Below are 23,838 nucleotides of genomic sequence, written 5' to 3' on the forward strand. Positions count from 1 at the left end.
GCTGAGGCTCCCTCCCCTTTTTTCAAGGGGAGGGTTGGGGTGGGGTTTGCTTTTTAGCTTGTGAAACATCAAAAGCCACCCCCTCCCAACCTCCCCCTTTGCAGGGGGAGGAGCTGTTCGAAGCTTTTCGGCATTTATCTCACCAATCGACCAGAGAGGTGTATAAGAGACAGCGGCAGAGGCGGTCATCTGGCTGGGCTGCACTTATGCCCCCGTCTATGCCCCCGCCGCCAGCGGCAGGCGGGTTTTGCCGGTCAGCAGTTGCTGCATCATGCCTTGCTTCAAGGCGCGGGCCTTCTCCAGCTTCTGGGTCAATGCCTGCAGCTCGTTATCCATATCGGATAAAATAGTGGCAATGGCAGTTTGTTCTTCTATTGATGGCAATACGATTTCCATATTTCGCAATGTCCCCAATGAAACAAACTTTTGAATTCCACCATCCATACAATCCTCTAGATAGTCTTGAAAGTGCTTAGAGTGAATAAGTTGAACGAGAAATTCTCCAATCGCGCGTTTGGGCTTGAATAACGCTACATTCTTTATGCAGAAATCAGGCTCATCATTCAATAAAACCGCACTTCCTACTGTTCCAATCATTGACATTATGATGTCCCCTTTATCCACCTTTGAGCGTTTGTTTATTTCAAACGCATCCTCCGGTGAAATTAGGGAAACATTTGTTAAATCCAAAACATCACCAACGATATTTTTAGATGTTACTAAAGGAATCCCATTGTCCTTATATCTTGGAGAGTCATGAGTGCCATCCCTAACATCACATATTGCAGATAAAGCAGATACCTCCCAATCCTCCGGGATTTCTCCCAGTTCGCTGGGTTTATAGCCTTTTGGGGTACCATCGGGGTGCAGGGCGAAGGTGGGCAGACGGGTGCGGCCAGTCAGCAGTTGCTGCATGGTGGCGCTCTTGATGGCCTGCTTTTTGGCGATCAGCTGCTCCAGCGCACCAATCAGCGCATCACTATCCGACAGCACATTGGCAATGGCGGTTTGTTCGACCTTGGATGGCAATACCATTTTCATATCGGCAATCATTTCTCGACGGACTGAGTCAACAGACGACTTTGCCGTCATAGACATGATTCTTTCGAAAAAGTTATTGCTAAAATATAAATAAAAAAAGTAACCAGAAACCCTTTCACCAAAGTTATACATAAGGTAAACACGCTGATGAAAGTCGAATTTACCATTGACGTAATGGAATATTTTCCCTGTGCCAACACCATCACCGGCAGTTAATACCGCCTCACCATCGAACGAATATGTATTGATCCGTTCAACAGTCTGAGAACGGACAAAAAACGGGTAGCGACCATCATCAACTTTATCTTGTGTATTTCGCGCACCAGTAGTAATTGAAAGCACGCTACCAATTGGAGCAACCTCCCAATCCTCCGGAATAACCCCCACCTCGGTCTGCTTGTAGCCCGCCGGAATAGTCTTGCCTGCTGCCTCTTGCTTCATCTGCTCTGCCATTATGCCCACTCCAGCCCCATGCTCTTCAAATGGGCGGCCACCTTGGCCTCCAGGGTGCTTACCTGTTGGGTCAGTTGCAGCAGGGTGGCGCGGTAGCGCTCCTCCAACTCTTTGACACGATTGGCCAGCTGCTGGGTGATACGCTCAATCTCCGCCTCGATGGCGGCTTGCAAGCTGGCGCGCCACTTATCCTCCACCAGCAGTTGCTTGATCTCACTCTCCGTAAGCTTGGGGTAACGGGCAACCACCGTCCGATCCAGCGCCTCTTGCGCTTCTTTTACCGCCTTTTTAGCCTGACTTTCGGCTTCGAACAGCTTGATGGCGGTTTTTAGTGCCGACTTTTCATCGGCATCGCTGGCCAGCTTTAGCCGCGCCTTCAGGCTGGCGGCGTTGATCTTGCCCGCGTCGTTGGCCGCGTCACTCAGCAGCCCCTCCTCGCCCCCTTGCTCTTCCAGATAGCTTTCCAAGGATTGGCTTGCCTCATCCGCAGCGGCCTGCAGGGCGTCGATGGCGGCCTGCTCATCGCTAAAGAAACGGGCCACCAGCAGCGCCGGTGGCAGCAGCTCGGCCTTGTACTTGCTCTTGCCCAGCACCAGATCCGGCGTTTCTTTAAGCTTTTCGCCCCGCTCGACTTTAAGCTCGCGCAGCACCTTGCCCGCCGCCCAGCCATCCTGGGAGAGCACATAGACATCGTCCTGCATCACGGCGTGCCAGTAGTCCAGCAGCAGCTGGTAGATATCGTAGTTATCCAGCAGTGGCAGCGGCGCATAAGCGGCGAGCAGCGATTCGCTGATCTCGTCGATCAAGGCTTTTGGGGATTCGCCCGGTGTTATCTCGGCCAGATGGCACTCGGTAAACCAGCGCGAGAAGGGTTCAAGCGACGCCGTGGCAAAACGGACAAATTCGGGGTGCGCCAGTATGGTGCCCTTGACCTTGGCGGCCTCCACCAAGCCATGGCTATAACCGGCATGGGCCGGAGCAAACAGATCGGCCCGCAGGGTCGGAAACACCTGCCAGTAAGCGCCCAGGGCGTCGATATCGCGATGGGGAATGCCGCCTTTGAGGTGGGCGGCCAGATCGTGCAGATCTTCGGCCTCGCTGGCATCGATATAGCGCGGAATATTCAGGTTGTAGTCGTTGGCGGCGATCTCGGAGAGCGGCACGGCGCGGCTGTAACGGGGGATAAGCTGCTCGCGGGTAAAGGTATCGACGATCTTGTGGATGTCCTGCTCACGCAGCCGGTTCTTGTTGCCATCTTTGATAAAGCCTTTGCTGGCATCGATCATAAACAGGCTCTGGCTGCTGTAGCCGCTGGTCTGGATGGCGCGCTGGTGTGCCGTCTCTTTGTCGATGACGATGATGCAGGCCGGAATGCCGGTGCCGTAGAAGAGGTTGGCAGGCAGGCCGATAATGCCCTTGATAAAGCCTTGTTTGAGCAGATTCTCGCGAATGCGCGCCTCGGCATTGCCACGAAACAGCACGCCGTGGGGCAGGATCACCGCCCCCTTGCCGCGACTGTTGAGGCTCTTGATGATGTGCAGCAAGAAGGCGTAATCGCCATTTTTCTCCGGCGGTACGCCCCAGACAAAGCGGCCAAACTCATCGTGCTCAGCATCCAGGCCGCTGGTCCAGTTCTTGTTGGAAAAGGGCGGGTTGGCCACGGCAAAGTCGAAGCACTTGAGCTGGTTGTTGCCCTCCTTCCACTGGGGCGCGGCCAGGGTATTGCCCTTCCAGATCTTGGCGGTCGGATTGTCGTGCAGGATCATGTTCATGCGCGCCAAGGCGCTGGTGGCGTTATCCATCTCCTGACCGTAGATGGTGAGCCCCTTGGGTCCCGCCTCGTCACTGGCCTTGAGCAGCAAGGAGCCGGAGCCGCAGGTAGGGTCGTAGACGGTGGCATCTTGCGGCGTCTGGCGGCTGATGCCGATCACCTTGGCCAGAATGCGCGACACCTCGGCCGGGGTATAGAACTGGCCCTTGGACTTGCCCGATTCGGTGGCGAAGTGGCGCATCAGGTATTCGTAGGCATCGCCTAACAGATCATCGCCCTCGGTGCGGTTGGCGGAGAGATCCAGCCCCTCGAAGATGCCGATCAGCTTGGTCAGGCGGTCGATCATCTCCTTGCCCTTGCCTAGCTTGTCTTCATCGTTGAAGTCGGCGATGTCGATCACGCCTTTGAGATCATTGGCTTCGGCCAGCGCCGAGATGGTGAGGTTGATCGCCTCGCCGATATTCTTGTCGCCCTTGAGCGCCACCATGTCGTCAAAGCTGGCCCCTTGCGGCACCTCAATCATGGCGTAGGGGTTGCCCTTGGCCTTGTCGGAAACGTACTTCACAAACAGCAGGGTCAGCACATAGTCCTTGTACTGGGAGGCGTCCATGCCGCCGCGCAGTTCATCGCAACTGGCCCACAGGGAGGAGTAGAGTTCGTTTTTCTTGATAGCCATGGAAAGGGTTCCAATAAGAGTCAGTTTGCGCCAAGGGCGCATGGAAAACGAAAAGAGGCGATTGTTTGCACCCATACGGGTGAGCACGCCAGAGATTGCCAACGAGTTTACCCACTTGACCCCGTGGCAACCATGGTGGATATCACATCAGTGACGGATAGGCAGATCGTTTGCTGCAAAAGCCATCATTTGCCTTCCAGCAAGGCCGGCGGTGTGCTCTCGCCACGGCATTTGAGTTGCCCCAGCGCGTTGGTTCGACAAACGGTGCCATCAGATGCACGCAACTGACCAAGCGCATCTTCACGCCATGTCACCCGTTCACCGGTTTTGGCATTGCTGCCGCGAATATTGCCCAGCGCGTCTTGCCGATAGGTAGTACCATCGCTCCCCTTAAGATTGCCGGGCGCATCCTTACGCCAGGTCGTTCCGGTTCCCGAGTCTTTGATGTTGCCAAGCGCATCCTCACGTAAGGTGCCCTGCTTGCCATCGTCACATTGATAGCGGGTATGGCCCAATGCATCTTTTCGATAGGTGCAGTCGGCTGCAAACACGACTTGCGGCGTTAGGCTCAGCAGCAGTGCGGCCAGCGACCACTGGCGTGTCGCTAGCCAAAAGCCGGGTTGGTGACTCATTGCATCTCTCCTCTGACGTGAACTCGATTGACTATACCGGGCCAGCCGCTCAGCTTCGATACTGAGGTTTTTAACATGTCGTGTTTTCAGGCGGATGCGTGATGGCAAGACGTCCACTGAGGCGCGTTCAGTCCAGCTTGAGATAATTAACCTCGTTTGTATTTACCCACTTGCTCAAGAAAGTAGCTGCCCAGCTCACCCTTATGCTGGCTTGCTTCGCTTTCTGCGCTGGCCAAGTGACCGTTGCGCTCTTTCCATACGGCATATGCGGCAGCCTTCTCGACCTCGACCCGTTCTTGCTGCTCTTTCGGTAGGGCACACAGATTGTGACTCATACTGATCTCTTTGTTATTTGTTGGCGCCATGGTACGCCATCAGTGGCATGCGGGACTTGCGCTGGTTCAAAGGTGGCGCGCTATAATGGCTGTATATAAATACAGGTGTTTTGCCATGAAGCTGTTAACCCCAGACCCATCACCCGCCGAGGTGACCATCCCGCTGTTCTTACACCGCGCCTCTTGCGGCTTTCCCAGCCCAGCCAGCGACTATCTGGAAGGGAAGTTGGACCTTAACACCCACTGCGTGTCGCACCCTGCAGCAACCTTCTATCTGCGTGCCGAGGGGGAGAGCATGACCGGGGTCGGCATCTTTCCCGGTGACTTGCTGGTGGTCGATAAGAGCCTGACCCCGCGCCATGGTGATGTGGTAATTGCACTGCTTGACGGCGGCTTCACGGTAAAGACCTTGCAGCTCAAGCCGAGGTTGCGGCTGCTGCCAGCCAATCCGGCGTTCGCGCCTATCGACCCTTGCATGAGCCTCTCCCTGGAGCTGTTCGGAGTGGTCACCCATGTGATCGGCAATCTGAGGCAGCGTGATGGCTATAGCGCTCGTTGATGTAAACAACTTCTACGCCAGCTGTGAGCGGCTGTTTCGCCCTGAGCTGCGTGGCCGCCCGATCGTTGTGCTCTCCAACAACGATGGATGCGTGGTGTCGCGCAGCCCCGAAGCCAAGGCGATGGGTATCAAGATGGCCGGGCCCTACTTCAAGATCCGCGAGCAGTTCGAGGCGCATGGCGGTGTGGCATTCAGCTCCAACTACGCGCTGTATGGCGATATGTCTGGCAGGGTGATGAGCACGTTGGAGACCATGGCCCCCGAGCTGGAGGTCTACTCCATCGATGAAGCATTCCTGTCACTGTCGGAGTCGTTTGCCGGGGACCTGACAGCCTATGGACAACAGATCCGGCAGCGAGTGTGGCAATGGACCGGCCTAACGGTAGGGGTTGGGATCGGCCCCACCAAAACCCTCGCCAAGCTGGCCAATTATGCAGCCAAGAAGTGGCCTGCCACGGGCGGCGTTGTGGACTTGCGTGACGAGCTGCGCCGTGCCCGGCTGATGGCTATCACCCCGGTGGATGAGGTGTGGGGCATAGGACGGCGCTTGGGGGCCAAGTTGGTGGCACAAGGTATCAATACCGTTGCTGACCTGGTGGCTAGCGACGCCAAAGGGTTACGCGCCCAATACGGCGTGGTAGTCGAGCGGATCGTACAGGAGCTGCGTGGCCTGCCTTGCGCAGAGCTGACCGTTGAACCGGCGGCGAAGCAGCAGATCCTCTCGAGCCGTTCCTTTGGTGAGCGCGTGACTGACCGTGGAGAAATGGCCCAAGCGTTGTCAGGCTTTATGGCTCGCGCAGCCGAGAAGCTGCGGGCCGAGGGGATGTGTTGCCAGCGGGTGCACCTGTTCGTGCGAACCAGCCCCTTTGATGAACGAGCCCCTTACTACAGTGAGCAGGCTGGCGTCCGGCTGGTCTGCCCTAGCGATGATACCCGGTTGCTGCTGCAGCAAGTGAACGTGCTGCTACCGCAGATTTGGCGCGACGGTTACCGTTATCAGAAGGGGGGCGTCATGCTGAGTGAGTTCACCCCCAAGGGGCAACAACAGGCCGATCTGTTTGCCCCGTCATCCGCTCAATCGGATGCGCTGATGGCAGTGATGGACCAGATCAAAGCCAAGGGATTGGGGCGCGTAGGCTTTGCCAGCCAAGGCTCGGGGTCGCCTGAGTGGATGATGCGACAAGAGCACCTGAGCCCCTGTTACACCACCCGCTGGGAGGACCTGCCGCTGGCGAGGTAAAAGCCACAGAAGGTTGAAACAGTCTATTCAAAGCTCGCTGGACAGGTAAATTTTGGACGGGAAATTTTTTTCCAAACGAGGAACTGATACAACAGAGAGCGCCAACTTTCGCAAGAGTCAGTTACCTTTTGAGAAAGGTGAGAGTTAAAATTTCCTCCACGGCCAATTAACCACATATGACCATTCCAGCCCAGATGACACTATGTTATTGCAGAAGTTCTGATGTTAGGCATACGGTTAGGCATACATTAATTTTCTGAATTGGCGATTTTAATTTAAGATCAATTAGTTAGTCATTAGGTTCAACATCCCCCAGCCCAAACGTTTGGAAAGGGCCACCTCGCAAGAGGTGGCCCTTTTTTATTCCTCTATTTTCAACAAACACCCAATCCGCACAATCTCGCCGCCAATCCCGTTACGCCTGGCAACCATCTATCAACGCTGGCATCAGGGTGATGGTCATGGCGATGCTCATGGTGTCACCGCGCTGCAGCAGCCGCAGGCCGGGGTGGCCGGCCATATGGTGAGCATTGGCGGCGTGGCTCTGGGGCTCAAGACAAACAAAACCGCTCGCTTCATCCGGCTGATAGAGCATCAGGAAAGAAGCGTCGCTGACCACCTTCAACCGCTGCCGGCGGGTGGGGTGCACCAGCTCGGCCGTGCCATGCCAGCCACCGTAACAGTGGTTGAGCCACCCTTGCGGGCGCTGCCACTGGCGAAAGTCGAGGTGGGGCGCCAGCCTGCTCGACCAGTCGGTCGGCAGATGATCCGGCCCCTCCTGCCAGACGCCGCTCGCTAGAAAGCGAATCTTTGTCTGCTCGTCGCGCCAGAAGAAGGGATGAAAACCGGCGCCGTAGAGACAGGGCACCTCCCCCAGATGGGTCAGACTGATGCGTGCCAGCAGGCTCACCCCCTGTAGCCGATAGTCAATCTCGGCCAGATAGTGAAAAGGGCCGCATTGGCTGTTGAGCTGCAGCGTCACCGAACTGGCAGAGCCTGCCACCCGCTGCCATGGCAGCAACCAACCATCGCCATGCAGGAAGAAGTCGGGATCAACCAGACTTTCTGGCAAGCGATGCTCCTCCTCCCACAACTCAAAACAATTGCCTGCCACCCGGTTGGCCAGCGGCACCATAGGAAAGAGGGCGCTTTCGCCGGGATAACAAGATGTACTGGGGTCACTATCGCGCAGCAACGGGCGCCCTTTGTCATCCTCAAGACCCTGCAGACAGGCCCCTTGTGTTGAAACCCGCATCCTAAGATGCGGGTTGCTCAATGTGTATACCGTCATGCCGAGGCGCTCGCCTTGGTCGGCGTCAACTCCACCTTGCCCTGGGCCAGCTGGGCTTCCAGCGCCTCCAGCGTCACCCCCTTGGTCTCGGGCACCTTGCGATAGATAAAGATGAGCCCGGCGAAACAGATGATGCCGTAGAGCAGGAAGCTGCCTGCGGCCCCCAGCCCGGCGTTGAGCAGCGGGAAGGTGTAGGTCAGCACGAAGCAGGCGATCCAGAGCGCCAGGGTTCCGGCCGACATCGCCAGCCCACGCACCCGGTTGGGAAAGATTTCGGAGAGCAGCACCCAGGTGACCGGCGCCAGGGTCAGGGCATAGATGGCGATGGCCGCCAGCACCAGCAACAGCACCGGCAAGCCCAGCACGCCGCTGGCATAGGCCGCCGCCATCATGCCGTAGATGATGGTGAGACCGGCCGAGCCAATCAGCATCAGCTTGCGGCGGCCGAGCTTGTCCACCATGGGCAGTGCAATCAGGGTAAACAGCAGGTTGATAAGGCCGGTGGCGACAATGGATTTGAGGGTGCTGTTGATGTCAAACCCGGCGGAGGCAAAGATCTCCTGCGCGTAGTTGAAGATGACGTTGATGCCGCACCACTGCTGGAATACCGCCAACACCATGCCGATGATGAGGATGGGGCGCACCGAGGGCTTGCCCAGCTCCGCCAGCGATACCTTGTGCGCCGACTCCCCCACCAGCGTCTGGCGGATCTCGGCCAGCGTCTGCTTGGCATAGCCATCGCCACCAATCTTGCCGAGCATGCGGGCTGCCTGCTCATACTGGCCATCTTTGGCCAGCCAGCGCGGTGACTCCGGCACGAAGAACATCAGCACCAGAAACGCCAGCGCCGGCACCAGTTCGGCCCCGAACATCCAGCGCCAGCCGGACTGGCCGTTCCAGGTGGCCAGAATATCGGCCTGGGTGGCGTTGCTCGCGACCGGATCGGCGATCATCAGGTTGACCAGCTGGGCCGCCAGCACACCGATGACAATGGTGAGCTGGTTGATGGCAACAAACTTGCCCCGCTTGTCGGCCGGACTGATCTCGGCGATGTACATGGGAGAGAGGGCGGAGGCCAGACCGATGCCGATCCCCCCCACGATGCGATAGATAACGAACAGATCGAAGTTGCTGGCCGCAGCCGTACCCCATGCCGAAATGGTAAACAGAATGGCGGCCAGGATCAGCGGCTTCTTGCGGCCGAAGCGATCCGCCGACCAGCCGGAGATGGCGGCCCCCAGCACACAGCCCACCAGCGCCGAGCTCATTGCCCAGCCGGACTGGGCCGGATCGGTGATGGAAAAATAGGCCTCATAAAAGGGCTTGGCCCCGCCGATGACCACCCAGTCGTAACCAAACAGCAGGCCACCGCAGGCGGCTACCAGGCAGATCATCCAGACGTAGCCCATGTTGAGCCGGTGCGTATCCGAGCGATGTTGAGTGTGTTCCATGACTCATCCTTATTATCTTGTCGATTGTAGGGTGCAGTGGCGCCCCGTACCGTGGCGGGGCGCCCGTTGTTGTTATGGCTGTGATGGATTGAGTGACAGCTCGCGGCAGATCAGGGCGAACAGCTGCCCCTTGTCGTGAGCCGGGTTCAAGATGAGCAGCTCGCGCAGGGTCTGGGCACACGCGTCGCGCTGATCCAGCCCCAGCTGACCGAGGGCCCTCACCAGCAGACAGTGCTGGCGGTGTTTATGCTGCGGGTCGTCATCCAGCACGATGAGATCCGGCAGCGAAACGGCGAAGAAGTCCGCCTCGACCGACTCGCCCATTGCCTGCTCGGCCCAGCCGACCATCCCTTCAAACAGACGCTGCGCCTCGGCAACCCGACCAAGACGCGTCAGCGCCATACCCTGATAGAAGAGGTAATCCACCGGCTGATCGTTGTAGTAGCGGCTGGCCCCCAGCGACCCCTGACCAAGACAAGCCGATTGCAGGCACTGGGCCGCCAGACTCTGGTTGTCACAGGCCAGATGGCAGAGCGCCAGCAGGTAGTGAATGTCGTTGTCGGTTTGTCCTACAAGGCGCCCCTCTCCCAGATTGAGGGGGTAGTGCAGCGCCTGTTGCAGCAACGGAATAGCCTGCTCGTGGCGTCCCTGAGTCATCAACACCAAGGCACGGCGCTGCTGGTTGATGAGGTACTGGCCGGTCACCTTGCCCTCGCCCCCCTCCCAGGGGTGGAATTCGCGCAGCCGCAAGATCTCGGCCGCAGCCTCCAACTGACCGGTGATGTGATAGAGGCTGAGCAGCTCGGCGGTCAGATCGTCACGCTTGAGGGCGACCGCCCGGTGCGACTCCAGCAGGGCCAGCCGCTCTGCGGGGGCCATGGCACAACGCTTGTGCAATTGATCCAGCTCGAACAGCAGCCGCGCATCGTTCGGCTTGAGAGCAAAGGCCCGACGGAGGCACTGCTCGGCCGCCGCCATATCACCCGCCTTGTTGAAGTGGTGGATACCGAGGTTACGCCAGACCGGGGCAAAGTCCGGTGCCTGCTCGCACACCCGCTGCCACAGGGCAATCGCCTGCTCGTAGTTGCGCTTGCTGTAGTGAAAGCAGGCCAGCAGATAGCTGGCAAACCAGCTGTGGGAAAGCTGCGCCAGCATGGCCACCTCGCCCAAGGTGTTGGGGAAACGTACCTTGCGGCCAAACGCCTGCTCGGCCCGCATCAGCAGCGCCTCCTGCTCCGGCCCCGCTGCCAGCAAGCTCGCCTCGAACAGCAGCGGCAGGGTCTCCTCCATCGGCAGGGCTGCCAGCAGCTTGCTGGCCAGTTCGGGGCGCCGCCAGCTCAGCAGTTCGCTGGTGAGGAAGCAGAGGTTGGTGCCACGCCCGTTGCAAAGACGGACCAGCGCGTCGCGATCGGCGGTCTGCTCGCTCGCCAGCCAGCGCAGGAAGGCCAGCTGATAGTGAAGCGGATAGCGGACTCGCTGCTCGTCGATATAGGTAATAGCTGCCTCCGGCTCACCAGACTCCAGCAGGGCCAACCCCTTGAGAGCGATGGCACCGTAGTGAGTGCCGTTGACGGCGAGGCTGCGCTCGACAAATTGCAGCGCCTGCGAGGCGTCGCGGCGCACCATGGCGATACGGGCCAGCCCGAGGAAGCCGCCATCGCGACAGTTGCCACTCCAGGTCGCCTTGTAGAAGTCATCGAAGGCGGCATCGAACTGGCCGAGTCGCTCCTCGATATGGCAGCGCAGCAAGCTGGCCTTGCCGCACTGGGGGTTCTTGTTGAGGCGATGGGCCCGGGTCAGCGCCTGATTGACGTAGACCAGCGCCTGCTCATAGTTGGCACGGTTGTACTCCAGGGTCGCCAGTGCCAGGTTGCAGCGATAGTCGCCGCTATCCAGCTCCAGCCCCCGCAGGTAGTAATCAAAGGGTGAGCGGCTAGCGTGCAGATACTGCTCCAGATGCTGGCCGATGAAGTAGAGCTCGTCGACCGAGTCGAGGTTGACGGCGGGCTCTGGTGCGGTGGCCGGATCCGGCAGAGCCTCGCCTGCGGGCTGATGCTCCAGATAGCTCAGCACGCACTGACCCTGCTCATCCAGCAGACGGGCCTGCAAACGCCCCTCGCTGGTAATGGCGAGCGACTCCAGCCAGGCCTGACCCGGCTGCAGATCCAGAGGTTGCGTAAACAGCACGCCCCCCTCGTCGCTTACCTCGAAGCTGGCCCCGCGAAGTGGCGCCACCGCATAGACCCCGCAGACGAGGCCGTCATCGCTGCGCTCCAGCTTGATAGCGGCGCGGGTGTTGGCGTTTTGCAGAGTGCCCAGGGTGTTGTAGGGCAGGAAGTTCTGCACAAACACCTTCTCCTCCCCCGCATCCAGCCAGGTGAAATCGGGCTGGTTGTCGGTATAGACCCCGGTCATCAGCTCGATGTAGGGGCCGTTGTCGTCGGTCAGGTTGCGATCCCAGGCCTGACCAAAGTCACAGTTGCCCCAGCTCCACTGCTTCTTGCCCGGCGAGACGTGGTGATCCGCCACGTGCAACAGGCCGCCCTGCTCGTCATGACAGTAGGCACCAACGAAGTCGTAGTCAGACTTGTCCGCCATGTAAGAGGTAGGTACCGGAATGTTGCGGTAGCGGGAGATATCGACCCCGGCGGAGTAGTCCACCTTGTAGTAGGTGCCACGGGCGATGGGGAAGGCGCTGACGTCGCGCTTGCCGTGGTCGTAGACGGCGGTGACATCGGGCGGGAATACGCTCTGGTGGGCATCGCCCCCTTTCACTGCCGGGTTGGACCACCAGAGGAAATGGCGCGGCGTATCGTTGCCGTTGAACACCTTGCCGGTGATCTCGATGAGCGCCTTGTCGGGATAGAGGGTGAAGCCCGCCATCACCTGCAAACCACGCATCGGCTCCACCTCGCCCAGCCAGACTGTCTTGGCGCCACCCTCCTGCTCCGCGATGGTGAAGTCCACCGGCATGAAGGTGGTGGGTCTGTGGTGCTGCGGCCAGTTGAACTCGATGCCGCCGGAGATCCAGGGCCCCACCAGCCCCACCAGCGCGGGCTTGATCACTTCGTTGTAATAGACGAAATCCCGCTGCATCACCTTGTCGTAAGCACGGTGGATGCGACCGCCCAGCTCCGGTAACAACATCACCTTGATGAAGTCGTTCTCCAGCCAGACAGCCCGATAGGGCTTCATCTGCTTCTGGCCGGTAAGAGTATCGATCACGCCATAGGGATAGACGGCCCCCGAGGAGCCCTGATAGACCCGCTTCTCGAGAAACATGGGGTTGGGATCTTCGGCGCCCACCTCGTAGGTCGGCAGGGTGATGGTTTCGACCCAGACCTTGACATCAGCTCTCATCAATCTCGCCTCACTTAATACTTGTTAGTAAAAATTTCAGTGAGACCAGATTAGAATGGTTAAACCACCATTAATTGCCTAAAGATCACGCAATACAGTAAGCGGAGTTTAGTGAAGTGATGAGCACAGGGTTGAACAACCAGAAGGTACGCCACCACAACAAGCAGGTGCTGCTGGCCTTGCTCTACCAGCTCAAGGAGGCGAGCAAGTCCACCCTGGCACGCCATTGCGAGCTCTCCATTCCGGCGGTCAGCAAGATCCTCGACGAGCTGGTGGCCGAGGGCGCCATCAACCACAGCGAGCAGAACCTCTCCCAGCGCGGCATCAATGGCGGCAGCTACCGCATCGCCAGCGGTCAAGGGGCAATCCTCTGTCTCAATATCAGCCCCACCAGTCTGGAGAGCATTCTGGTGGACAACCTGATCACCCCGCTCGATGACTACGCCGGCCAGAAAATTGCGCCACAAACCCCGGACGAACTGCTGCGCCTGATCGAGGCCTGCTACTACCAGCACAAGCGCCGCCACAAGGGGCTGGCGATCCGGCTGGCCATCGCGGTACACGGTCAGGTCAACCCGGCCAGCGGGGTGTCGCAGACCATGCCACAGGCCCCCTGGCACGCGCCGGTAGAGCTCAAGTATCTGCTGGAGGAGCGCCTCGGCTGCGAGGTGATGGTGGACAACGACTGCATCATGCTGGCGCTGGCCCAGAAGTGGCAGGGGGCAGAAAACGTCGGCGACTTTTGCGTCATCAACGTCGATTACGGCATCGGTTCGGCCTTCATCATCAACGGCCAGATCTACCGGGGTGCCCTGTTTGGCAGCGGCCAGATCGGCCACACCATCATCAACCCGGATGGCAGCGCCTGTGCCTGCGGCCGTTACGGCTGCTTGGAAACGGTCGCCTCCCTCTCGGCCATCAAGAAGCGGGCCCGGGTCTTTCTCAAACAGCAGGGAGCGGATCCCGCAGCACTGGCGGAGGGGCGCGTTGGCACAGCCCAGCTGCTGGCACGCTACCAGCAGGAGGATCCCATGATCCGGGCCATGGTGGATGAGGGTGCCCACGCCATTGGCCTGAGCCTCTACAACTTCCTCAACATCCTCAATATCAACCGTATCTGGCTCTATGGCCGCAGCTGTGGTTTTGGCGACGAGTGGCTGCAAACTATCATTCACCAGACCGGTGCCAACCCGTTTGACTGCAGCGATGCCGTCAACGCCACCCACATCCGTTTTGGCCAGCTCAACCGCGCCCAGCAGGTGATGGGGATTGGCTATCTCTATGTGGAAAGTGCCCTGGTACAGCCTCGCTAGCCTGTTTGCGCAAGGGCTGGCTCAGACCCGCGCCTGCTGGCAGGCCCAGTCGATGAAGGCTTGTGCCTTGGGGTTCTGGCAATTGGGCAGGGTGGCAATGTAGTAGCGCTGGGCGCAGCGCACCGCCATGTCCGGGAAAGGGGCCACCAGCTCGCGCCGTGCCAGCCGCTTGCTCACCAGGTTCTGCCGCCCCATGGCGATCCCGGCGTGGTTCATGGCGGCGATGATGGCGAGATCGGAGCGATCAAACCCCATGCTGGCCCTGCATGCCGAAAGCGACACGCCGGACTGCTCGGCCCAGCTGGACCACTCGTCGCCGTCGGAGTCATGGCCCCAGGCTTGCCGATCATGGAGCAGGCGGCAGTGCGCCAGGTTGGCCGGGTTGCCGAGCAGCCCGTGCTGTTCGGCATACTCCGGGCTGCACACCGGCACCATGTACTCGTCCATCAGCGGATGGATGGCGAGCCGCTCCGGGGTCTTGTCGTCGAAATAGAGGGTGAGATCGATGCCGTAACCGTGCAGGTTGATGTTCTCGTTGCCGGTCATGATGTTGAGCTCGATCTGGGGATGCAGGCGGGAAAAATCCGCTAGCCGAGGCACCAGCCAGCACTGGGCGATGGAGGGGCGCGAGTAGACGGTCAGGGTGCCCGACAGCTCCTGATGGCGGATCTCCAGGATCTCCTGGTTGATGAACTCCAGCGATGACTTGAGCGCCCAGAACACCCGCTGCCCGTCTGCCGTCAGCGCAACCTTGCGGTGAAAGCGCTGGAACAGCTTGAAGCCGAGATCCTCCTCCAGGGCGCTTATCCGGTGGCTCACCGCACTCGGGCTGAGCGCCAGCTCGTCGGCCGCCAGCGCAAAGGAGCCGAGCCTGGCCGCCGCCTCGAAGGTGTGCAGCCTGGCCAGCTGATAGCCGTTGAGCAGCTTGTTTCCTGCGATGCGGCTTCTCGCCACCTGATGATCCTGCTGGTACATGACGCTCCCATTGCCCCCTTCAACACATGCGCCGATGATACCGAAAAAGTGCTCTCTTGCATCAACCCAGCTCACCCAAGACGTCCATTTCATCATTTGTCACGACCACCTCATTGGCATTGAATAACGCCAAGCTTATTCCCATGCCGGGGCGCGCCGCGGCTATCCCAGCCTTGAGGCGGCATCGGTCATGACTGGCCGGCACGCCCGTATTCCATGACCAAACCGAGAACACCATGAAAAACCTCGACGTATCACAACTCACCCAGCAGTTTCCGCTACTGCAATCCCTGATCGCGCTGGAACCGGTCAGCTGGTTCAACCCCAAGGCCACGACCCTGGTGGAAGGTCTGCCCTATGTGGGGCTCGATGGCAGCGATGTGGCGGATGCCTCCGCCCGCCTGGCCCGCTTCGCCCCCTACCTGTGTGAAGCCTTCCCCGAGACCCGCGCCAGCAAGGGCATTCTCGAATCCGACATCGCCGCCATCCCGACCATGCAGCGCGCGCTGAATGCCCGTTACGGGGTCGAGGTGAGCGGCCGGCTGCTGCTCAAAAAAGACAGCCATCTGCCCATCTCCGGCTCCATCAAGGCGCGCGGCGGCATCTACGAGGTGCTGGCCCACGCCGAGCAGCTGGCGATCAAGGCCGGTCTGCTCTGCGAAGAGGACGACTATCGCAAGCTGTTCACGGACGAGTTCCGCCACTTCTTCAGCCAGTACAGCATCGCGGTGGGTTCCACTGGCAACCTTGGCATGTCCATCGGCATCATGAGCGCCCGCCTCGGCTTTCATGTCACCGTCCACATGTCGGCCGATGCGCGGGAGTGGAAGAAGCGCAAGTTGCGCGAACATGGCGCCATCGTGGTGGAATACGCCGAGGATTACGGGGTGGCGGTGGAGCAGGGACGCAAGGAGGCCGAACGTGACCCCAACTGTTTCTTCATCGATGACGAGAACTCCCGCACCCTGTTCCTCGGCTACGCGGTGGCCGGTGGACGGGTGAAAAAGCAGTTTGATGAAATGGGGATTGTGGTGGACGCCGACCATCCGCTGTTTGTCTACCTGCCTTGCGGGGTCGGTGGCGGCCCAGGCGGGGTGTCCTTTGGCCTCAAGCTCGCGTTCGGTGACCACGTTCACTGCCTGTTTGCCGAGCCGACCCACTCCCCCTGCATGCTGCTTGGGGTGCACACCGGCTTGCACGATGCCATTGCGGTGCAAGACCTTGGCATCGACAACCTCACTGCGGCCGACGGCCTCGCCGTGGGGCGCCCTTCCGGCTTTGTCGGCCGCGCCATGGAGCGGCTGCTGGCCGGTTTCTACACCCTTAGCGATCAGGAGATGTACGACCTGCTCGGACTCTTGGCCCGCGCTGAGCAGATCAAGCTCGAACCTTCTGCCCTGGCCGGCATGGCAGGTCCGTGGCGCGTCGCGGCCAACCTTGAGTGGCAGGCTGGCCAAGGGCTGGATGCAGCCAAGATGGCCCGGGCCACCCACCTGGTGTGGGCCACCGGCGGCGGCATGGTGCCCGCCGAAGAGATGGAAAAGTACCTGGCCAGCGCCCGCCGCTGATCTTTTTTTCAGCCATAAAACCCGCCAGACTGGCGGGTTTTTCTCGTGTGGGATCAGCAAGATGGCACCCCTGCTCACCATCCCACACATCAGACGGCCAGACAGCTGGACACCCTGAATTGCCGACAATCCCCCCAAGCTGGTTATTTTGTGATACGATAGTGGCCGTTTTTTGACATCTGCACCCACGTTGGCGCCCTGATCCGGCGAGATCGCGACCCAATCCGTCGATCACAACCATCACGGGCATGCAGAAAAACCGTGGCCTGATGGCCCCGTCTGGCACAAAGCCTGGCGGCGGTCAGCAAGACACACGAGATAAGGAGATCGGGCAATGAAACAATATCAAAGCTGGCTGGGACAATATCTGATGAGTCGCCGCGATGGGGATCACGCCATGGCATCCGAACTCGCCAGCTCCATCTGCGAGTTCTGGCAGGCCCAGGGAGACGAGGCCGAGTTCAGCAAGTGGCAGCAGATCTACCAGCAGCACGTGGAAAAGACCACCTGACCCATTGGGTGCCCCCATCGGCACCCGCCCATCACCCATAAAAAAAGGTTCTTCGCGGGATCTTGGGGAAGTGGAAGTTGACAGACAGGGTGCTGGTAAACTGGCTGTCTCCAAACACACCACCACCATCACCCTGCTGTCGCCGTGCATCATATTGATATTGCCTCCTTCTGGCCAGGTTATACCGTCATCGCCCAAGCGCTTTCTGCCAACCATCACACCCTGTTTACCCTTGAGCCTCGCGCCGACTTCTTGCCCCGTTGTCGCCGATGCCTGCAACCCACGCCATTGATCCACGACCAACGTATCCGCCGGGTGCGTGAGCGAGACCTATTTGACCGACAAGTCTGGTTACAACTGCCTGTTCGCCGCGTCGACTGTCTGCGCTGTGGTCGCGTCAGTGAACATATCGACTGGCTCCCCTCTGGCTCCCGCCTCACCCGGCGCATGCAGTGCTGGATTGAAGCGCTCGTTCAGTACCTCCCCATCCGCCATGTCAGCCAGCTCACCGGGGTCGGTTGGCACACCATCAAGGAGATCGACAAGCGCCGTTTGCAGACCAGTGTGGGCACCATCGAACTTGGGGAGGTGCGGCGGCTGGTGATGGATGAGTTTGCCCTGCACAAGGGACACCGCTATGCCACCGTGATCATGGATGCCGAGCGAACCCGCGTCCTGTGGGTGGGGCACGGCAACAGCCGGGCCGCTATCCGTCCCTTCTTCGAGCAGCTCGGCGAGCGATGCCAGCAGATTGAAGCGGTGGCGATGGACATGAACACGGCGTTCGACCTGGAGGTGAAGCAACACTGCCCGCAGGCGGAGGTGGTCTACGACCTGTTCCACGTGGTGGCTCGCTATGGCCGAGAGGTGGTGGACCGGGTGCGAGTGGAGCAGGCGAATGCACTGAAAAGCGATAAACCGGCGCGAAAAGTGGTCAAAAGTGCGCGTTGGTTGCTGCTACGTAATCGGGCGAAGTTGAGTGAAAAACAGGATGTGAAGTTGCAGGAGCTGTTGGCGGCGAATCAACCGCTGGCGATGGTGTACGTGCTGAAAGAGGGGTTGAAGGGCATCTGGTATGCGCCGAGCGTGTGGGAAGGATGGCGACGATGGCGGAGCTGGATGCGGCAGGTGAAGGAAAGCGGGCTAGCGCCGCTGCAACGATTTGGTCGAAATTTATCGAAATATATGCGGGGGATCCTGGCGAGTGCAAACTACCCGATGCACACGAGTGTGCTGGAAGGGGTGAACAACAAGATCAAAGTGATAAAGCGTATGGCATATGGATTTAGGGACTCAGAATACTTTTTTCTGAAAATCAAGGCGGCCTTCCCCGGAAAGCCGCGATGAACCTAAAAAAACCGGCGCTCATGGCGCCGGTTTTGCATTTCAGGGACCAAATTACATCTGGTCGACCATGTCCTGGGCGAACTGGGAGCAGGAGCGCAGGGTGGCGCCTTCCATCAGACGCTCGAAGTCATAGGTGACGGTCTTGTTGCGGATCGCCGCTTCCATCCCCTTGATGATGAGGTCGGCCGCTTCGGTCCAGCCCATGTGGCGCAACATCATCTCGGCAGAGAGGATGAGGGAGCCCGGGTTGACCTTGTCCTGACCGGCGTATTTCGGTGCGGTGCCGTGGGTTGCTTCGAACAGTGCCACACCGTCGCCGATGTTGGCACCCGGTGCGATGCCGATGCCGCCCACCTGGGCCGCCAGCGCGTCGGAGATGTAGTCGCCGTTCAAGTTCATGCAGGCGATGACGTCATACTCGGCCGGGCGCAGCAGGATCTGTTGCAGGAAGGCATCGGCGATGACGTCCTTGACCACGATGGTCTTGCCGGTTTTCGGGTTCTTGAAGGAGCACCAGGGGCCGCCGTCGATGAGCTGGGCATCGTACTCTTTCTGGGCCAGGGCGTAGCCCCAATCCTTGAAGGCACCTTCGGTGAACTTCATGATGTTGCCCTTGTGCACCAGGGTCACGGAGTCGCGATCGTTGTCGATGGCATACTCGATGGCGGCACGGACCAGACGCTCGGTACCGGCCTTGGACATGGGCTTGATGCCAATGCCGCAGGTCTCGGGGAAGCGAATTTTCTTCACGCCCATCTCGTTTTGCAGGAAGGCGATCACCTTCTTGGCTTCGTCGCTGTCGGCTTTCCACTCGATGCCGGCATAGATGTCTTCGGCGTTCTCGCGGAAGATCACCATGTCGGTCAGATCAGGACGCTTGACCGGGCTCGGGGTACCCTCGTAATAACGGACCGGACGCAGGCAGATGTAGAGATCCAGCTCCTGGCGCAGGGCCACGTTGAGGGAGCGAATACCGCCGCCGACCGGGGTGGTCAGCGGGCCCTTGATGGCCACACAGTATTCACGGATGAAATCCAGGGTTTCGGCCGGCAGCCAGGCACCTTCGCCATAGACATGAGTCGACTTCTCGCCGGTGTAGATCTCCATCCAGGCGATCTTGCGCTCGCCTTTGTAGGCTTTCTCGACCGCGGCATTGACCACATTCAACATGGCTGGAGTCACGTCCACACCGATGCCATCCCCTTCAATAAACGGAATGATCGGATGGTTGGGAACCTGCAGCTTGCCGTTGGCATCGACTGTGATTTTCTGGCCCTGGGTCGGGATAACTACTTTGCTTTCCATCGGCATCTCCTAACTTCCGTTTGTTATCAATCTGTAAGTTGCGCGCGGCCATCTTAAGCCCATCCATTTGCAGAATCAAATGGCGAGCACGCATGTCAGACCATAGTCGCGCACTGGATCACAATGCGTCCCTTCTGCCTGCTCCGGATCCGAAGCAGCCCCGCCGGCGCCTGACTCGGACAGGCTCCAGCAGCATCCCTGCTTATCCCGTCAGCCCCTCGGCCTGCCCCTGCGGCTGGCTGAGTGCCCGGTACTGGGAGGGGGTCAGCCCGGTCTTCTGCTTGAACACCCGGCAAAAATAGTTCACATCGCTGTAACCACAGCGGCTGGCCACCTCTTCGAGGCGAAAGCGGTATTTCTTGAGCATGAACTTGGCCCGATCGATGCGCACCCAGCTGATGTAATCGGCCAGGCGCATGTGCCCCTGCTCGCGAAACAGATGCGACAGGTGGCTGACCGAGACGTTGAAGCGATGGGCGATCGAATCCCGGCTGATGGGGCGGTGAAAGTTCTCCTGGATATAGATGCAGATCCCGTGAAACAGCTCAGCCCCCCGCGGCCGCTCGAAGGTGGACTCGGCCAGCAGCTGGCGCACGCTGGTGAGCAGCGCCTGCAGCAGGTGATTGTCGGTGGGGGAGCGAGCGGGATCCTCGGTCAGTACGTTGAGCGCCGCCAGTATGTGTTCATTCACATGGCCGGCGCGGGCCATGATGCTGTGCTTTTGCACGTCGAAAAAATCGGGGTCTTCCCGCCGCTTGCTCACCAGGCTGAAACCCAGCTGGCGCTTGCCAAACAGCAGGCTCAGCACCGAGCAGTCGGTAGTCCAGAGCGGCTTGTTCCAGCCGTTGGGGGGGATGTAGAGCGCCTGCCCCGGGGCGATGCAGATCTCCTGGCAGCCCTGCTCCCTGTCCCAGATCTGGTTGCGATACTCGCCGCTGAACACCAGCTCGAGGCGGGGAAAGTTGACCTGATAACTGAAACCGGGCGGCACCCCCTGATCCTGGGCAAACCAGATCTGGTCGAAGGGGGCCTGCTCGTGGAGGGCGCCATCGAGCAATTGGCTGAAGACAAGAGACATGCTGATCCTGATCAAGAGAGAGGCAAGCGGTTGCGGTGCCCGCGACCGCCCATGTTATAGTCCGGTCCACGGCAGCAATGCCACCCTTTTCTGCACCCGATTTTCTGCACACCAAATGAGGCATCCCTTATGAGCAGTCGCGATCTGCCCTCTTTTTTGTCAATGCAAAATCCGATTCAAGGCTACGACTGGGGCAGCCATGACGCCCTCACCACCCTGTTCAGCATCCCCAATCCGGCAGGCAAGCCCCAAGCCGAACTGTGGATGGGTGCCCACCCCAATGGCTGCTCCGAGGTAGTGCTGGCCGGGCAGGCACAAAAGCTCTCGACACTGATAGAGCACGCCCCCGTCGCCGTGCTGGGAGAGGCCACCCAGGCCCGCTTCGGCAGCCTGCCGTTCCTGTTCAAGGTGCTGTGCGCCGAGAAGGCCCTCTCCATTCAGGTGCACCCGAGCAAGGCGCAGGCCGAAGCCGGCTTTGCCAAGGAAGAGGCCGCCGGCATCTCGCCCAAGGCCGCCAATCGCAACTACAAAGATCCCAACCACAAGCCAGAGCTGGTGTTTGCCCTCACCCCCTATCAGGCGATGAACGGCTTTCGCGCCATCCCGGCCATCCTGGCGCTGTTCGAGCGGGTCAAGCTGTCCGCCCTTGCCGAGCTGGTTGCCGCCCTCGCCGCCAGCCAGAATGAAGCGGGTCTGCAGCACTTCTTCCACCAGCTGCTGGTGCTGGAAGGGGCGCGCAAGGAGGAGGCACTGGCGGGCTTGCTGGCCTTTGCCGCCGCCCATCAGGATGAAGAGACCTTCGCTCTCGTCACCAGCCTGGCCGCCCAGTACCCGGGAGATGTGGGGCTGTTCTCGCCGCTCTTGCTCAACGTGGTGACCCTGCAGCCCGGTCAGGCGATGTATCTGGACGCCTGCACCCCGCACGCCTATGTACGCGGCACTGGCCTCGAGATCATGGCCAACTCCGACAACGTGCTGCGCGCCGGACTCACTCCCAAGTACATAGACGTGGCCGAGCTGTTGGCCTGCACCCGCTGCTTGCCTAAGCCGGACGATCAGATCCTGCTTGCCCCCCGCGTGGAAGGGGCGGTGCAGCACTTCGAGGTGCCGGTGCCGGACTTCACCTTCAGCGTCTACCCGGCGGGCGAGCACCAGCTCACCACCACCAGCGCCGAGATCCTGTTTGCCATCGACGAGGCCGTGATCCTCAAGCGCGGTGACGACACCCTGCGCCTCGAGAAGGGTCAGTCCACCTTCATCCCGGCCGCCACCGGCCGCTACCAGCTGCTGGCCGAGGGCCGGGTCGCCCGCGCCGGCAACCGCTGATAAACCGGTCTGCATCGACCCATGACCACAAGGGCCATCTAGGATGGCCCTTGTTTTTTGGCGGTCTCAGCCACCGCGCGCCCTCCCCTTTACCGACAAATTTCTTGATGTGCGGCATAAATTCATCAGATCCTGCTGTCGTCCTCTGCCGGGTTGGCTATCATGCCCGTCTGGCTATCACTGTGCCTTGACCCTCGCCGAGGCCACCACAGTCACCCGGCACCCGTTCAGGAAGAACATCATGAAAGGCTACTGCGGACTATCCGTTTTATTGCTGGCGCTGCTGGGCAGCCCGATACATGCCGCCTGTAACAAGGGGGTGGCGCTCAGGCTGGCCAAGGCGTTCTGGAACGAGCACAAGGATTTCTATTACGCCGACCCGGCGCCGCTCAAGGCACTGCTCACCCCCGACTTTTTCGCCGTGCTGAGCAGCGAGGCCGCCTGCAACGCCGACGGCGAGGTGTGCGCCATCGATGCCGATCCCTGGATCAACTCCCAGGATGGCGAGGTGAGCGAACCCGTCAGCTTCACCCTGGCCAACCAGCAAGAGCAAGGGGTAACGGTCAGGATGCAGTATCTGTTCGCCCTCTCCGACACCCAGAAAGAGCCGCAGACGGTCAACCTCCACTTTCAAAAGAGCGGCGACAACCGCTGCTACCTGATGGATGACTTCATCCCGCCCGGCGACGGCTCGCTCAAGCAGCGCCTGCGCCAGTGGCAGAGTCACAACGCCATCGAACCGCAATAAAAAACCCCCGCCGTGCTGGCGGGGGTTTTGCATTCTGCCGGGCCGCGTGCGCCTCAGCGCCGGGCTGGCCACGGGGTCACTCCTCCACGGCCTCCGGCTGAGGCTCTTCAGCGCGGATCTGCTGCAGCTCTTCGACCCTGGCCTGCCATTTGTCGTGGGCCTGTTTGCGCTCCTGTTGCTTGAACTCTTCGCGCATGGTGTCGATCTCTTGGACCAGTTTTTCCATCGGGATGTCTCCTTACATCTGGGTGAACATGACAAGTAAAACGGGTTGACGGCACACTCCGCATCAAGGGCGTTGGCCTGTCGGTTCATCAGGTTTGACTTCCGGTTTGCCAAAACTGTCCAACTAAATAAACGATTGGATATGCAAAAAGCAATCTAAAAAATGATTAAACGTCTCCATCCAGGCCATCAAAAGGATGGTCAAAACCACCTCTTTCTGCTCCGACCAAGAAAATACAATATATTAATTATCAAATAGTTAAATCCACACCACTACAAATCCGCATACCCTTTTCAATCGGCTAATTATGCACTGATTTTTCACACCCCCTTCTTGCGTTTCCTGCCACCCCGCCACAGTGAGCATCCCCCAAAGCCAGGCCACCGCTTTTGCCGACCGGCTCACAATTTTCCCGCCAGCTCGAGCGCACAAATCTCCATACCGCCGCCTGCCGACAGCATTCAGGCTCACCACTTATTGGTCATCAGCTGTACGAAGATTAAAAATAACCATCTGTTTTAAAATACATTTTTATAAAAACCAGTTCACCCACATAGGCAGGACAAAATGCGAGCAGGGTCACAGGCAGGCGCCATCAACACAAAAATCCAGTAAAGGGCACATATCTCCGA

General features: G+C 59.6%; 19 protein-coding genes. 8 read left to right on the forward strand and 11 right to left on the reverse strand.

The annotated features are described in order from the left end of the window. Positions 1-216: 216 nt before the first annotated feature. The 4 genes from C2U40_RS14260 to C2U40_RS14275 all read right to left on the reverse strand — a co-directional run bounded on the left by C2U40_RS14260 (position 217) and on the right by C2U40_RS14275 (position 4,908). On the reverse strand, positions 217-1,494 hold the full coding sequence (locus C2U40_RS14260; RefSeq protein ID WP_103829203.1) for a restriction endonuclease subunit S: 1,278 nt from the start codon (positions 1,492-1,494) through the stop codon (positions 217-219). Then, complete coding sequence (locus tag C2U40_RS14265) at positions 1,494-3,941, reverse strand: type I restriction-modification system subunit M (RefSeq protein WP_103829202.1); 2,448 nt, start codon at positions 3,939-3,941, stop codon at positions 1,494-1,496. Before C2U40_RS14265 ends, C2U40_RS14260 begins: the two co-directional genes overlap by 1 nt. A 185-nt stretch (positions 3,942-4,126) precedes the next feature. Further along, positions 4,127-4,573: a hypothetical protein gene (locus C2U40_RS14270; RefSeq protein ID WP_103829201.1), complete on the reverse strand. Its 447-nt coding sequence runs from the start codon at positions 4,571-4,573 to the stop codon at positions 4,127-4,129. Positions 4,574-4,719: 146 nt separating this feature from the next. Continuing rightward, a complete protein-coding gene (locus C2U40_RS14275; RefSeq protein WP_021138010.1) occupies positions 4,720-4,908 on the reverse strand; it encodes a DUF3283 family protein in 189 nt (62 codons plus the stop codon). A gap of 115 nt (positions 4,909-5,023) precedes the next feature. On the opposite strand from C2U40_RS14275, the gene umuD reads away from it, so the two are divergent. Continuing rightward, entirely contained in the window at positions 5,024-5,467 is a 444-nt protein-coding gene (gene umuD, locus C2U40_RS14280) for a translesion error-prone DNA polymerase V autoproteolytic subunit (RefSeq protein ID WP_024941056.1), read from the forward strand. Next, complete coding sequence (gene umuC, locus C2U40_RS14285; protein ID WP_103829200.1) at positions 5,448-6,707, forward strand: translesion error-prone DNA polymerase V subunit UmuC; 1,260 nt, start codon at positions 5,448-5,450, stop codon at positions 6,705-6,707. The genes umuD and umuC overlap by 20 nt, the downstream gene beginning before the upstream one ends. Positions 6,708-7,122: 415 nt before the next feature. On the opposite strand, the gene C2U40_RS14290 is transcribed toward umuC, so the two are convergent. The 3 genes from C2U40_RS14290 to C2U40_RS14300 all read right to left on the reverse strand — a co-directional run bounded on the left by C2U40_RS14290 (position 7,123) and on the right by C2U40_RS14300 (position 12,809). Beyond that, the gene (locus C2U40_RS14290; protein ID WP_103829199.1) at positions 7,123-7,998 is read right to left on the reverse strand and encodes an aldose 1-epimerase; all 876 of its coding nucleotides are present in this window, start codon (positions 7,996-7,998) and stop codon (positions 7,123-7,125) included. Further along, on the reverse strand, positions 7,995-9,449 hold the full coding sequence (locus tag C2U40_RS14295; RefSeq protein ID WP_103829198.1) for a sugar porter family MFS transporter: 1,455 nt from the start codon (positions 9,447-9,449) through the stop codon (positions 7,995-7,997). Before C2U40_RS14295 ends, C2U40_RS14290 begins: the two co-directional genes overlap by 4 nt. 72 nt (positions 9,450-9,521) lie before the next feature. Further along, positions 9,522-12,809, reverse strand: a complete 3,288-nt coding sequence (locus tag C2U40_RS14300; RefSeq protein ID WP_103829197.1) for a DUF5107 domain-containing protein — start codon at positions 12,807-12,809, stop codon at positions 9,522-9,524. A gap of 119 nt (positions 12,810-12,928) precedes the next feature. Here C2U40_RS14300 and C2U40_RS14305 point away from each other — a divergent pair, with 119 nt between their 5' ends. Next, positions 12,929-14,122, forward strand: coding sequence for an ROK family transcriptional regulator (locus C2U40_RS14305; RefSeq protein ID WP_181014968.1), 1,194 nt, complete (start codon positions 12,929-12,931; stop codon positions 14,120-14,122). A gap of 21 nt (positions 14,123-14,143) precedes the next feature. On the opposite strand, the gene dsdC is transcribed toward C2U40_RS14305, so the two are convergent. Then, positions 14,144-15,097, reverse strand: coding sequence for a DNA-binding transcriptional regulator DsdC (gene dsdC / locus C2U40_RS14310; RefSeq protein WP_103829195.1), 954 nt, complete (start codon positions 15,095-15,097; stop codon positions 14,144-14,146). A gap of 236 nt (positions 15,098-15,333) precedes the next feature. Between dsdC and C2U40_RS14315 the strand changes: the two genes are divergently transcribed. The 3 genes from C2U40_RS14315 to C2U40_RS14325 all read left to right on the forward strand — a co-directional run bounded on the left by C2U40_RS14315 (position 15,334) and on the right by C2U40_RS14325 (position 18,523). Continuing rightward, the gene (locus tag C2U40_RS14315) at positions 15,334-16,665 is read left to right on the forward strand and encodes a D-serine ammonia-lyase (RefSeq protein WP_103829194.1); all 1,332 of its coding nucleotides are present in this window, start codon (positions 15,334-15,336) and stop codon (positions 16,663-16,665) included. A 334-nt stretch (positions 16,666-16,999) separates the two neighbouring features. Further along, positions 17,000-17,176, forward strand: coding sequence for a hypothetical protein (locus C2U40_RS14320; protein ID WP_011705338.1), 177 nt, complete (start codon positions 17,000-17,002; stop codon positions 17,174-17,176). A 144-nt stretch (positions 17,177-17,320) separates the two neighbouring features. Next, the gene (locus C2U40_RS14325; protein ID WP_081000878.1) at positions 17,321-18,523 is read left to right on the forward strand and encodes an ISL3-like element ISAeme19 family transposase; all 1,203 of its coding nucleotides are present in this window, start codon (positions 17,321-17,323) and stop codon (positions 18,521-18,523) included. Positions 18,524-18,574: 51 nt separating this feature from the next. Here the strand turns inward: C2U40_RS14325 and icd are convergent, their stop codons facing one another. Together icd and C2U40_RS14335 are read right to left on the reverse strand one after the other, a co-directional pair. After that, entirely contained in the window at positions 18,575-19,828 is a 1,254-nt protein-coding gene (icd, locus tag C2U40_RS14330; protein WP_011705337.1) for an NADP-dependent isocitrate dehydrogenase, read from the reverse strand. A 202-nt stretch (positions 19,829-20,030) separates the two neighbouring features. After that, complete coding sequence (locus C2U40_RS14335) at positions 20,031-20,906, reverse strand: helix-turn-helix transcriptional regulator (RefSeq protein ID WP_039214310.1); 876 nt, start codon at positions 20,904-20,906, stop codon at positions 20,031-20,033. A 129-nt stretch (positions 20,907-21,035) separates the two neighbouring features. On the opposite strand from C2U40_RS14335, the gene manA reads away from it, so the two are divergent. Continuing rightward, complete coding sequence (manA, locus tag C2U40_RS14340; RefSeq protein ID WP_103827841.1) at positions 21,036-22,232, forward strand: mannose-6-phosphate isomerase, class I; 1,197 nt, start codon at positions 21,036-21,038, stop codon at positions 22,230-22,232. A 241-nt stretch (positions 22,233-22,473) separates the two neighbouring features. Next, positions 22,474-22,980 (forward strand): hypothetical protein, encoded by a 507-nt coding sequence (locus tag C2U40_RS14345; RefSeq protein ID WP_103827842.1) that lies wholly within the window; start codon positions 22,474-22,476, stop codon positions 22,978-22,980. Between the two features lie 76 nt (positions 22,981-23,056). Here the strand turns inward: C2U40_RS14345 and C2U40_RS14350 are convergent, their stop codons facing one another. Beyond that, positions 23,057-23,206 carry a hypothetical protein gene (locus C2U40_RS14350; RefSeq protein ID WP_011705333.1) on the reverse strand — a complete coding sequence of 50 codons (150 nt, stop codon included), beginning with the start codon at positions 23,204-23,206 and terminating at the stop codon, positions 23,057-23,059. Positions 23,207-23,838 lie beyond the last annotated feature (632 nt).

It is taken from the genome of Aeromonas sp. ASNIH4 (assembly GCF_002934425.1).
Classification (GTDB): Bacteria; Pseudomonadota; Gammaproteobacteria; order Enterobacterales; family Aeromonadaceae; genus Aeromonas; species Aeromonas hydrophila.